This is a genomic window from Cryobacterium cryoconiti (assembly GCF_004403065.1).
In the GTDB taxonomy this organism is placed as follows: domain Bacteria; phylum Actinomycetota; class Actinomycetes; order Actinomycetales; family Microbacteriaceae; genus Cryobacterium; species Cryobacterium cryoconiti.
On record NZ_SOHA01000003.1, the window covers coordinates 1 to 10,220 of the forward strand.

16 protein-coding genes are annotated in these 10,220 nt (G+C 61.1%); 8 read left to right on the forward strand and 8 right to left on the reverse strand.

What is annotated here, in order from left to right:
- Positions 1-362 precede the first annotated feature (362 nt).
- Positions 363-776, reverse strand: coding sequence for a hypothetical protein (locus E3T49_RS01100; RefSeq protein WP_134422677.1), 414 nt, complete (start codon positions 774-776; stop codon positions 363-365).
- A 245-nt stretch (positions 777-1,021) separates the two neighbouring features.
- Between E3T49_RS01100 and E3T49_RS01105 the strand changes: the two genes are divergently transcribed.
- From E3T49_RS01105 to E3T49_RS01120, 4 genes are all read left to right on the forward strand, one after another.
- Positions 1,022-1,492: a prevent-host-death protein gene (locus E3T49_RS01105; RefSeq protein WP_134422679.1), complete on the forward strand. Its 471-nt coding sequence runs from the start codon at positions 1,022-1,024 to the stop codon at positions 1,490-1,492.
- On the forward strand, positions 1,492-1,830 hold the full coding sequence (locus E3T49_RS01110; protein ID WP_134422681.1) for a hypothetical protein: 339 nt from the start codon (positions 1,492-1,494) through the stop codon (positions 1,828-1,830). Before E3T49_RS01105 ends, E3T49_RS01110 begins: the two co-directional genes overlap by 1 nt.
- A 241-nt stretch (positions 1,831-2,071) precedes the next feature.
- Positions 2,072-2,842: a hypothetical protein gene (locus E3T49_RS01115; protein ID WP_134422683.1), complete on the forward strand. Its 771-nt coding sequence runs from the start codon at positions 2,072-2,074 to the stop codon at positions 2,840-2,842.
- A gap of 200 nt (positions 2,843-3,042) precedes the next feature.
- Positions 3,043-3,228: a hypothetical protein gene (locus tag E3T49_RS01120; protein WP_134422685.1), complete on the forward strand. Its 186-nt coding sequence runs from the start codon at positions 3,043-3,045 to the stop codon at positions 3,226-3,228.
- Between the two features lie 146 nt (positions 3,229-3,374).
- Here the strand turns inward: E3T49_RS01120 and E3T49_RS01125 are convergent, their stop codons facing one another.
- From E3T49_RS01125 to E3T49_RS01145, 5 genes are all read right to left on the reverse strand, one after another.
- Positions 3,375-4,166, reverse strand: coding sequence for a nucleotidyl transferase AbiEii/AbiGii toxin family protein (locus E3T49_RS01125; RefSeq protein ID WP_166785436.1), 792 nt, complete (start codon positions 4,164-4,166; stop codon positions 3,375-3,377).
- Positions 4,167-4,252: 86 nt separating this feature from the next.
- Entirely contained in the window at positions 4,253-4,837 is a 585-nt protein-coding gene (locus E3T49_RS01130; protein WP_134422689.1) for a type IV toxin-antitoxin system AbiEi family antitoxin domain-containing protein, read from the reverse strand.
- A gap of 219 nt (positions 4,838-5,056) precedes the next feature.
- A complete protein-coding gene (locus E3T49_RS01135) occupies positions 5,057-5,317 on the reverse strand; it encodes a Txe/YoeB family addiction module toxin (protein WP_134422691.1) in 261 nt (86 codons plus the stop codon).
- On the reverse strand, positions 5,314-5,565 hold the full coding sequence (locus tag E3T49_RS01140) for a type II toxin-antitoxin system Phd/YefM family antitoxin (RefSeq protein WP_134422693.1): 252 nt from the start codon (positions 5,563-5,565) through the stop codon (positions 5,314-5,316). The genes E3T49_RS01135 and E3T49_RS01140 overlap by 4 nt, the downstream gene beginning before the upstream one ends.
- 134 nt (positions 5,566-5,699) lie before the next feature.
- A complete protein-coding gene (locus E3T49_RS01145) occupies positions 5,700-6,284 on the reverse strand; it encodes a recombinase family protein (protein WP_134422695.1) in 585 nt (194 codons plus the stop codon).
- A gap of 159 nt (positions 6,285-6,443) precedes the next feature.
- Here E3T49_RS01145 and E3T49_RS01150 point away from each other — a divergent pair, with 159 nt between their 5' ends.
- The 3 genes from E3T49_RS01150 to E3T49_RS01160 all read left to right on the forward strand — a co-directional run bounded on the left by E3T49_RS01150 (position 6,444) and on the right by E3T49_RS01160 (position 8,391).
- Positions 6,444-6,713: a helix-turn-helix domain-containing protein gene (locus tag E3T49_RS01150; RefSeq protein WP_134422697.1), complete on the forward strand. Its 270-nt coding sequence runs from the start codon at positions 6,444-6,446 to the stop codon at positions 6,711-6,713.
- A complete protein-coding gene (locus tag E3T49_RS01155) occupies positions 6,706-7,941 on the forward strand; it encodes a type II toxin-antitoxin system HipA family toxin (RefSeq protein ID WP_134422699.1) in 1,236 nt (411 codons plus the stop codon). Before E3T49_RS01150 ends, E3T49_RS01155 begins: the two co-directional genes overlap by 8 nt.
- Before the next feature lie 84 nt (positions 7,942-8,025).
- Positions 8,026-8,391 (forward strand): SdpI family protein, encoded by a 366-nt coding sequence (locus tag E3T49_RS01160; protein ID WP_134422701.1) that lies wholly within the window; start codon positions 8,026-8,028, stop codon positions 8,389-8,391.
- 74 nt (positions 8,392-8,465) lie between these two features.
- Here the strand turns inward: E3T49_RS01160 and E3T49_RS01165 are convergent, their stop codons facing one another.
- Positions 8,466-8,933, reverse strand: a complete 468-nt coding sequence (locus E3T49_RS01165) for an SRPBCC family protein (protein ID WP_134422703.1) — start codon at positions 8,931-8,933, stop codon at positions 8,466-8,468.
- Between the two features lie 344 nt (positions 8,934-9,277).
- On the reverse strand, positions 9,278-9,775 hold the full coding sequence (locus tag E3T49_RS01170; RefSeq protein WP_134422705.1) for a DUF6326 family protein: 498 nt from the start codon (positions 9,773-9,775) through the stop codon (positions 9,278-9,280).
- A 91-nt stretch (positions 9,776-9,866) separates the two neighbouring features.
- Here E3T49_RS01170 and E3T49_RS01175 point away from each other — a divergent pair.
- On the forward strand, positions 9,867-10,220 hold a 354-nt coding region (locus E3T49_RS01175; protein ID WP_134422707.1), incomplete at its 3' end, for a TetR/AcrR family transcriptional regulator.

Sequence of the window (10,220 nt, forward strand, 5' to 3'; positions counted from 1 at the left end):
GGTCATGGACGTGAATTCGCACTGCAGCCCCAGCGGGATCAACGTGATCCGACCAACGATCGGCTGTCCGGGGTCTACGCTCTCGCGAGACGCCGGGAGTGCGTCCACAAGGCACGAATAGCTTGGATCTCGGACCGCGTAAATCGCCGCAGCTGGCGGCAATGCCATGAAGATGGCCAGCCCGCACAACGCGGTAGCCGCCCATCCCCTCGTTATCATTTGGCCATGCAACCACATCCCAATGCGCACGCCGGGACTTGCTCCTCAAGTCGCGGGAAGCGACCGCACAGGGTTGGCCTGGAAACACCGATGCGAATCAAATGGGGTGCCGTTAACTCTGTCAGAGCACCGCTGCCATGACTCTATTTCCCGATGTAGAGGTTATCCGCCGCCTTCACCCACTCGTCAGTTGCCAAAGTCCTTGAATCTGCAACGAGCTGGGCAGAGCCATGCCCTTGAATGGCCAGCTCCATCGGCAGCCCGCCAGCACACGAGCTTGTCCACACTTCATCCGACGCGTACATGATCATGCAGAAACCCTCGCTCGAAGCGGGTCTCGCTGCGAAGTACTTGTTCCCGTTTTGCTGCAACAGGAGCCGAGTAGTGCTGGCGTCAATGTCACTCCCACTGTCGGCGTACACGATCGCAGGTAGCTGATCAGCGGAAGCTTGTTCGCGGTCGAGAGCACTGATGTGGTCTGACTGTGGAACGCAACCGACCAGAAGTGCGGCGGATGCTGCGATAGTGAGCCCCGTGAAGAAGCAGCGCGTGATCATGTCATACCCCCTGACCACATCTTGCCATCCGGTGCACCGCTGACGGCAGCGGTTTCAGGAACTGATTGGACAACCACGCTCCCGACACCCCAGTAGCCTGGCCCCATCCGAAGTCGCCGCCGAATCGCCGACACAGGTCTCGCAGAGGGTTCGGCTCCGGGCGCTGGGACATGAACTCTGAGACGCACCCAGTCGTCCGACCGGCTGACGTTGAATTCAGAACACATTCGGAATAGACTCGATTCATGGCGCCAATAACACTCACCCCTGCAGAACGACGCGTTGTGCAATCGTCGGAACTGTCCCGTAATTCTGCAGCGGTCTTCGCTGCCGCTGAGGAAGCACCCGTCGAGGTCACTCGGCGCGATGGCGAAACGTTGGTTCTCACCACGAAACGTGAAACGGCTGCCCATGAACGGATCCTCGAGGTCGCCGCACAGCTGATCGCCGTGTCACTGGATGACAGTGGCACGCTAGAGGATCGCCTCGCCCGACCGTTTCCCTGGATCAAGCTACTCAGCGTTCAGGACCAGCGAACCTGCGCACAGGACATCATCGACACGGCTCGCGGTGCATTCGTTGTGAATCAGCCGGGGCGGATACTCACTGAGATCAAGGCGTGGCAGAACACCGCGGAGGCTGTTGCTGCCAACTGGGGACAGGAAGAACCGGATTGGCTCCGTGAACCTGTGGCGGTCAAGAAGCCCCGCGCCTAATGGCCCCAAAGAAGGGGCCCGTCGCTCGCCCCCTCAAATCATCAGAATTCGCCATCGAGCATGTGACGAGTCAAGCCGTGACTGGATGGCGCGACATCGTCGCTACCCAGAAAAGCTCAGCCGCAGACGCCTGGGACCGGCTCACCAAGGCCCCGAACCAGTCGGACCCCAAATGCCACCAGCTCAAGGGCCAACTCGCAACTATTGTTCGTGACGGCGTCGAACACGATCAATGGCAGTACGAACTCTCTGGGGGTGCACGCATTTGGTTCTACATCGAGGGCAAAACAGTGAAGATCGTCAACGTGTTCACGAGGCACCCGAACCAAACGAAGTAGGCGTGAGCGATCGCTAGCGGCCTCGAGCTGTTTGCGATCTCGCCCGTTGAAGGTTCCTCTTTGGAGCATCACGACGTTGGGCATTTCACTTGTCGCGTAACCTCCGTGTGTCGAAACCCGCAGGGAACGGTTAGGTCACGGCAGCGGGGTGCACAGGGAGAAAATCGCATACTCAGACGAAGCAACCCGACCGGTGCGTCATTGCCCCTTCTAACAGTTTCTGTACTGGTAACCTCCAGGCATGATGCGCTTGACCCTCACCGATTTGCCGCGCGCAGCAGTGCTGCTCGTCGTGGCGGCGCTGCTGACAGGATGCAGCGCATGGAGTGCCTCACCGACTTCTTCCTACACCGATAGCTCCGGTGAGACGGTCACCGTTGACTGGGCGGACTACCCGGCGCAAGCAGGTCAAGATGGTGAAGCGCTGCTCGAGTACCCCGACCAAGCGGAGCTCGAACCCGGGGCGCGCCAGCTCATGGACGCCCTTCGCGTGACCATCTCCGATGCGTCAGGAGCAGATCTCAATGCCGCGGAACCAGAGAGCGCGTGGTTCGGGGATGAGAATTGGTACCCGCAGGAGGGTAACGGGTACGGGGGCGACTCGCTGCTCACGACCATAAATTGTTGTGAGTTGAGGTCCGACTCGATCGCCGACGCAAGCCAGTGGCAGACGGTGCTCGACGCAGCCAGCGAGACCGCCAAAGATGCCGGTCTCGGACCATTCGTGCGGGACGTTTTACCGGAGTATTGCGTCGGCCGGCAAGACCAATGCTGGTTTCAAAGCGCGACGGCGACAGACGGAGTTCAGTGGGTGTACTTGACCATGGAGGATCGCACCCTGGATTCATCAGGAGACGCCAGCCGGGAGGCGGACAGACTCGACCTGCCCCTGGCCGGCATCGCGATCGGATACGGCGCAACCGTCGTTCAGTCGGGCAGAGCAGGAGAGTATCGGAACTCGATGCAGCCATTCACAGGCTTAGATCGACCGGTAGCTTCCACTTCGGACTGAACTATGTCGAGCAAGGAGCGCGGCGCCGTCATTGCCCGCGGTTCCTTCCGACCAAGACACGTCTTGCCGGCAGGTTGCTAGATCGTGGTGAAGCCGAGATCGTCAGCCCCAGAGGGCTACAGTATGGGCATCCGCGGTGGATTGCCTCTTGGGGTCCCGCTTGCCGGGGCCGGTTCAACAGCGTGGGGAGGTGCGTCACTATGACCAAACAAATCAGTCAGTCAGGGTCCATCTTCGTTATTGTTGCCTTCGCGGCGGTCGGTGTCCTGTGGATGGTTCTCGCGAACTCCTACCTGGTGGGGGCCGCTTTCATCGCCCTCGCTGTCGGCTATGCCATCTACCTGGTGAAGAAGGACCACCAGGATCCGAACAACTTCACGCGGTAGTACCCAGCTCGGCCGCGCTGTCGGCTATGCAACTCTCCGGTCTGCAAGCTGTCCTCGCAGTACTGGGCGTTAACGTTCGTGACACCCGAAACGCCCACACGGCAAAGCAGACTGTCCGCACAAGGTTCGAGTGCGGGCGCATCACTTCAACTCGCACGCCACCCCTTGATAGCCCGGTCCCACACCGCATCCGGCCTCACAGCACCAGTGAATACCGGATCCACAAATTGGACGACTTCCGCCAGCTGTTCTTCAAACGATTCCAGGCATTGGTCCGTGAGGTCGAGCTTGCGCCGCCATGCCGCCCACTTCGTCTGAGCAAGTGCGGGCCAACCCGCCGTGGCTACCGCGATTGAGGCCAGTGGCACTTGGCGGAAGTCGGCGACGCGCTGCGCAGCGCCCTGAACCTCACCAGCAAGGAAGTCCTGTGTCATCGAGAAATTGCGGAGATCCACGACATCGCGCCATCGGGTGCTCGTCGCACCACGCGTCAGCATCGTGACTGCCTTCTCAGCGACAACCATCACCACCGGGTATCCCAGCATTTCAAACTGACCGCCGAGGATACGTGGAACCGTGACAACGCGCGGATCCGGCCAAATCGGGTCACCCGTGCTGATATCCAAATGAAACGACATCGCACTGTTGTGCACCTGCGCGAAGATCTTGACGCGGAGGCCCGAGTAGTCATCGCCCTCACGGATGGTGCGAACATCAGTGCGGACCGGGTCGACGACAAAGGCGTCATCGACGGGGACCGCCGCCACAGCACGGACAACGGCGAGCAGATGTGCGGCAACCACTTGGAAGTTGACGGCCTCCATATCGATATCGCTCGTCGGGCGGCGAAGGTGATAAGCGGCCAGTAGTACTCCGCCTTTGAGGAAGAAATCCTCTCGATACGGAGTCTGAGCCAATCGGTCCAGGAACGCTTCCATGGCGTAGAGGGTGACCGTCTCAGTGACCGGCCGACCCGATTCTCGGGCGTGCCGTTGAAGCGCAGCGTAGAGCTGCGACGCCATGCTCACGACAACAGCTCCAGAGCCTGCCGAAGCGGACCGCTCGCTCGGGGAAGCTGCTGGGCGATGGCCATCAGGGAAGCCGGGTGGGATCCGCTCTTGCGGAGCCAACTCTTTAACGCCTCCGGAGCGATCTCATACCCTTCCAGGCCACGAAGCCGGTAAGCATCGACGATGGAGCGCTCAGGCGAATACAGGCCAATGGTCCCGTCGGTTCCATCAATGTTCAGTTCAGTGCGTCCGAGCGTGAATGTCTCCGGATCGAAGTGGTGCCAGGCGACCGGGGCCTGAGTGCGCGGGAACCGGGCGCCGCGAGGCAGGGCTATATCTATACGCGCGGGGATGGCATCAATGAGGCCATGGTGCGCCAATGCACTCGTGAGGCACAATGTCGCGTCCGGCCTTCGGGCAGCGATCTCGATCAGGTCCAGGTTCGCAGGCGGAAGATCAGCCCTGCGGTACAAGCCCCTGCCGATGCGGTCGATGGCACCGCTCTCGCAAAGCCGACGCAACTCTCGCACACCGAAACCCGCGTCGGCAGCCACAGCCGCATTGAAAACCCGAACGGGCAGATCATCAATCGTCGCCATGTGGGGCCGCCCTTCTCCGAGTATCAAAGTGCTTATACGTAAGTTTAACTGCAAACATTTCTATACGCCAGAGCAGCTGGGAGTCCGCGCCAGACTCAAACGATCCACGTCGTCCTGACGCAGCCCCTAACGTCTACGGCCTTTGCCGGCATCGCCCGCCCACGACGCGCCCGATCCAACCAACAGTGTCCCGGTAACCGTTCCGCCAACAAGCCTGCGCTAGCGCCCGTAGTGGTATCGACATCCGGCGATACGGACTTCGTCGTTCTCGACCTTGTAGATCAGGCGATGTTCGTCTGTGATCCGACGTGACCAATACCCTTGGAAGCCGTGCTTGAGGGTTTCGGGTTTTCCGATGCCTTCATTGCCGTTGCGAATAACGTCGCTCAGGAGCGTATTGATGCGCTTGAGGATCTTGCGGTCCTGAGTCTGCCACCAGCAGTAGTCGTCCCAGGCATCCTCGTCCCAGATCAACTTCATTCGTCAAGGTCGTGCTGCGTGCCGTGGCCGGCCTCGAGCCGATCGATCGATCCGAGGAGGCGGCGCGCGTTCGCGGGGCTCTTCAGCAGATAGGCAGTTTCCTTGAGCGACTCGTAGTCGTCGAGCGAGACGATGACCACGGGTTCGTGTCCTGCACGAGTGATAACAACTTCTTCTCGGTCATTCACCACTGCTGAGAGCGTCTCGGCGTACTTCGCCCGGGATTCTGAATATGTCATGGTACGCATTGGGATCCCTTCACGTACAGAAAATTGTACGTCACATTGGTTTCGACTACAAGATGCACCCACAGCTCCAGCATCGTCGCGTAAAGGTTCGCGTCGCAGGACGAACCGTCCTGCAGCGCGAACCTTCCTTCCTGTTAGCCATTGGCTCGGTGTTGGCGCTGAATGGTTCGGTAGATGGTGGAGCGGGCGACATTGAAGAGCTCGGCAAGCTCTGCCGTTGTGTGCGTACCAGCGTTATATACCTCCATCAGATGCTTCTGCTGGGCTGGGGAGAGCTTCGGTGGCTTTCCGCGCAAACGGCCTTTCGCTTTCGCCACCTGCATCCCCTCTCGCGTTCGAGCACGGATGAGGTCCGACTCGAATTCCGCGACCATGGCCAGGACGTTGAAGAGAAGCCGGCCGACCGGATCAGTGGGGTCATGCACGGAGCCGCCGATGCTGAGCTTGACTTCCTTGGCGGTCAGTTCATCGACAATGTCTTTTGCATCTCGCAGCGACCTGGCCAGACGATCTAGTTTGGCCACCACGAGCGTGTCCCCACTTCTGCAGGCCGCGAGGGCTTCGCGCAGCCCAGGCCGCGCGCGGTTTGTTCCCGTAAGGCCATGGTCGGTGTAGATCAGGTTCGGTCTAACGCCCAGTCGTTCCAAGGCGTTTTGTTGGGCGGTGAGGTCTTGCTCATTTGTGGATACGCGCGCGTACCCAATCAGAAATTCATTCATGACGGCAGAATTCACCTTGACGGGCGGACCCGTCAACCAGAATTCTCCAGCCCCTACAAGGAAATCGCACGTTGACGGCAATAAGACCATCGAATAACTTGACGGCAATAAAAACGTCAAATAATGTGAAGGGAATAAGACCGTCAGGAGGAAACTGTCATGACAGCACGCGGAGAAGTGAAAAGCGCCGAAGCTCTAGGTCGGATGCTGCAGCAAGGCCGCCTTGTCAGCGGCCTGACGCAGCGCGAACTGGCCGACAGACTCGAAACCGACCAGAAATACATCTGGGGTTTGGAATCGGGCAAGAACACGATCATCCTCGAACGCATTTTCGCGATCATGCGGGAAACCGGCGTCCGGATGTACATGGAGATCGACAACTCGCTGAATGAGCCCCTCCACGACAACGCGGAAAACACCAATGGCTGACCTGCGCGTGGAACTCTACGGCGAGCTGGTGGGGCACCTGGTCGGCGCCGAGCGCCGCACCTTTGATTTCATCGCGACGAAGAACGCCATCGAAACATTTGGGCTAGGCAGCACGATTCTCTCCGAGTCGGTTCCATTCGACCTCATCGCCAACCGCAGCAGGGCCGCGCGCCGCCGCAATTTCTTCGCCGAGCTCCTTCCCGAGGGCACCGCTCTCGACAATCTCGCCGCTGAGATCAGAGTCTCCACTGATGACGTCATCCCGCTGCTGGCCCAGTTCGGTCGAGACGTCGCTGGTGCCGTTCAGATCTATGACCCGGATGCGCCGGGCGAGCCACGCAAGCCTGACCTGGCCCAGGTGGACGCGGCCGGGGTTGGCCGGATGCTCGCCAACACGCAGGCCGCCCCTCTCGGAAACCGGCCGAAGTCCGGCCGGACTTCGCTGGCCGGCGTGCAAGACAAGATCGTTCTAGCGCGGAAGGAGAGTCACTGGTTCCAAGTTCTCGAGGGCTATCCGTCCACTCACATCATCAAGCCGCCGTCCATCCGCTATCCGAGCATCACGTTCGACGAGGAGTACGGCTTCCGTGCGGCCAAAGCCGCTGGCCTCACCACATTCGATACATGGATCGAAGACTTCAGCGGGGTCCGCGGCCTCGTGATCGAGCGGTACGACAGGTCACCTGACGCGCCGCAGGGACGCATCCACCAGGAAGATATGAACCAAGCCCTGGGCGCATCGAAGAACGAGAAATACCAGGAGTTCGGTGGGAAAATCTCACTCAAGCGAGTAGCTGATGTCTTGGGGCGCAACGGCGACCGGGCCTCCGTTGACCAGCTCCTTAGACTCCTTACCGTCTCGCAGGCTGTGGGCAACCTCGATATGCACGGCAAGAACATCAGCATGCTCCACCTGCATGACGGCAGCACAAGAATTACCCCGGCATACGATGTTGTGCCGCAAACTCACCTCGACAGCGACGGAAAAATGGCGCTGGCCATCAACCGGAAGTATGTGCACGCTGCAATCACTATCGAGGATCTCATCGCGGAAGGTCAGTCATGGAAAGTGCGGTCACCTCGCGCGATCATCACCTCAGCCCTGGAGGCTGTGGACACGTTCGTCCGCTCGGAGAGCCCCGTCGAGAACGCATACGCCGGGCTTCGGGACGACATTGCCATGTTCACCAGAAATCTGCTTGACGGACGGCCAACCGGTACCAACTAGGTGAACCCCGCCAGGAAGGTAGGCCACCGGCATCTGCAGTACTGCGAATTCCGCCCGGACGCAGATCATACATAGAGTGAAACTATGGGCGAAGAGGCGATTGTCAGAGTGGTGTTATTCGTTACCGTGGTTGGCAGCGGCATTCTTATGCTGTGGATGGCGCAGGCTGCAGCCAGCGGACGTCTTGGACGCAATCGGCTCGCCGGCATACGCCTTCCCGTGACCATGGCAAGCGACAGTGCGTGGCTCGCCGCACATGTGGCGGCGAAACGGCCAACACAATGGGCGGGCTTCTGCTCGATTGCCTCCGCCGTGCCCTCCGTCCTCCCCGTCCCCATGCCGATTGTGCTCACATCGATCCTCATCGGTGCCGCGGGGATGCTCACCTTCGCGCTCTACGGCGCCTCGGTAGGCAGCCGCGCCGCACGCGCTCTCGCCGACGGTGACTAGCACGGGAACAACCTGTGCACCCGGTCCGGCGGATTCGGCTATCGGCGTTCAGTCAGGATGTGAGCACTGTCACGTCAAGCGCGGGCGTAACGCAACGCGAGTTGGCGCAGGGTGGCTTCGATGCCGGCGGCGTTCTTCCGAGGAACTCCGAGCAACTCGAAGACCTTGCCCTGTACGGCGGGGACGGTGCTGTAGTCGAACGTCTCAGTGACGCGCGTAGACGTGGGCGTGAGCGGCGTGAGTTCCCAGCGCCACCGGTGGCCCGCTGGGCTACGCCATTCCACAAGCTGACCGTCCTCGAAGCGCGTCACCGTGCCGCTGATGCGATACCGGACGCCGAACTGCTTCATCGCTACCGAGAATTGTGCGCCCTGGCTGAGCCGCCGCGGCCCCGACACCGTGTCGCCGACGGTGCCCGAGCCGTCCAGCTCACCGTGGCGGTGCGGATCAGCCACCAACGCGAAGACGTCGTCGGACGAAGCCGGCACGTCCACAGCGCGCGCGACTCGGCGCGGTCCTTGCTCAACCTGTTCGACCGTCATGCTCGCTAGCCTAGTTCGTCCGGCTATCGGCACCTCATGCGGGTGGGACGTCGTCAGCCGGCCCATCGATGGGCGTCGGGTTGGTCCATACCGCCCAGCCAGACAGCCGGCCCGGTCATTCCGGTGCTTCCGTCGCGGCCCGCCACGGCGGCGACCGCGCCGTGGGCGCAGGCTCCCAGACATCCTGTGGAGACGAGGATCCTGGGACCAGCCCTTCACCATTCAGCTGCCGAACCCAGCCGGCGTCACTCACGGCACTGTGGTCGGCCCCGGCAAGTCCGCTGACGAGGTTCGCTGTGAGAAAAGGCGACTTGGTCATGACTTACCAGCGTTGTAAACCTCAATCAAGAGTTTCTGCTGCCAGTGATCCCCCCGCGCGACACCGGACCCACGACGGGGGTTCGAGGCCATGTCCAGGCGGAGCGCAGGATGAAGGCCAGGATCAGCACCTCGACTCCGATGGTGAGGCCGTAGTAGAAGGCCCAGTCCCAGGAAACCCCTGCCGCGTTGAACACCATGACGGGGATGTACAGCGTTGCCACGACAAGGTTCGCGGCACGGTTCACCCGGGCCGGCAGCGCCATGGAGAGCGCCACCATCAGGGCCGGAATCGCGATGATCGCGAAGAAAATAGACATCAATGTCCCGGTGATGTCGAACTCGAAGATGACGCCACCCCGGATTACGTCGATTTCGCCGGGCTGGTAGAGGTGGAAGTAGTCGATGTAGATGACGAGGAACATGAGGCTGGTCCAGGCCGCTGCGAGCTTGGCCTGCACGGGGATCGGCGAACTGTCGAGCCGGCTCGGGGTGCTCGTTCGGATGGTACTGGTTCTGGACATGGCGGACCTCCCAGGTTTTCAGATGAACTTACGACTGTAAGGACTGATCGCCAGAGTAGCCTTACGAGCGTAAGTGCGCAAGGATGGGTGGATGACGCCGCGCACACCGCTGAGCAGGGACAGGGTTATCGGCGCGGCCGCAGCGGTAGCCGACCGCGCGGGTGTTGCGGCTGTGAGCATGCGCAGTGTCGCGAAGGTGCTCGGCGTTGAGGCGATGTCGCTCTACCATCACGTGCCAGGCAAGGAAGCGCTGCTCGACGACCTTGCCGACTGGGTGTTCGAGAGGATCGAGCTGCCCGAGGTCGGTGGAACCTGGCGGGAGGCGCTGACCGTCCGGGCACGATCAGCGCGGTCGGTGCTCACGGCTCATCCGTGGGCGCTGGGGATGATGGAATCGCGCCCTCACCCCGGCCCGGCACTGCTGCAGCACCACGACCGGTTACTG

Coding starts and splice junctions, on each gene's coding strand:
- E3T49_RS01100 (WP_134422677.1), bottom strand. CDS start 776: ATGATCACGCGCTGCTTCTTCACGGGGCTCACTATCGCAGCATCCGCC.
- E3T49_RS01105 (WP_134422679.1), top strand. CDS start 1,022: ATGGCGCCAATAACACTCACCCCTGCAGAACGACGCGTTGTGCAATCG.
- E3T49_RS01110 (WP_134422681.1), top strand. CDS start 1,492: ATGGCCCCAAAGAAGGGGCCCGTCGCTCGCCCCCTCAAATCATCAGAA.
- E3T49_RS01115 (WP_134422683.1), top strand. CDS start 2,072: ATGATGCGCTTGACCCTCACCGATTTGCCGCGCGCAGCAGTGCTGCTC.
- E3T49_RS01120 (WP_134422685.1), top strand. CDS start 3,043: ATGACCAAACAAATCAGTCAGTCAGGGTCCATCTTCGTTATTGTTGCC.
- E3T49_RS01125 (WP_166785436.1), bottom strand. CDS start 4,166: ATGGAAGCGTTCCTGGACCGATTGGCTCAGACTCCGTATCGAGAGGAT.
- E3T49_RS01130 (WP_134422689.1), bottom strand. CDS start 4,837: ATGGCGACGATTGATGATCTGCCCGTTCGGGTTTTCAATGCGGCTGTG.
- E3T49_RS01135 (WP_134422691.1), bottom strand. CDS start 5,317: ATGAAGTTGATCTGGGACGAGGATGCCTGGGACGACTACTGCTGGTGG.
- E3T49_RS01140 (WP_134422693.1), bottom strand. CDS start 5,565: ATGCGTACCATGACATATTCAGAATCCCGGGCGAAGTACGCCGAGACG.
- E3T49_RS01145 (WP_134422695.1), bottom strand. CDS start 6,284: ATGAATGAATTTCTGATTGGGTACGCGCGCGTATCCACAAATGAGCAA.
- E3T49_RS01150 (WP_134422697.1), top strand. CDS start 6,444: ATGACAGCACGCGGAGAAGTGAAAAGCGCCGAAGCTCTAGGTCGGATG.
- E3T49_RS01155 (WP_134422699.1), top strand. CDS start 6,706: ATGGCTGACCTGCGCGTGGAACTCTACGGCGAGCTGGTGGGGCACCTG.
- E3T49_RS01160 (WP_134422701.1), top strand. CDS start 8,026: ATGGGCGAAGAGGCGATTGTCAGAGTGGTGTTATTCGTTACCGTGGTT.
- E3T49_RS01165 (WP_134422703.1), bottom strand. CDS start 8,933: ATGACGGTCGAACAGGTTGAGCAAGGACCGCGCCGAGTCGCGCGCGCT.
- E3T49_RS01170 (WP_134422705.1), bottom strand. CDS start 9,775: ATGTCCAGAACCAGTACCATCCGAACGAGCACCCCGAGCCGGCTCGAC.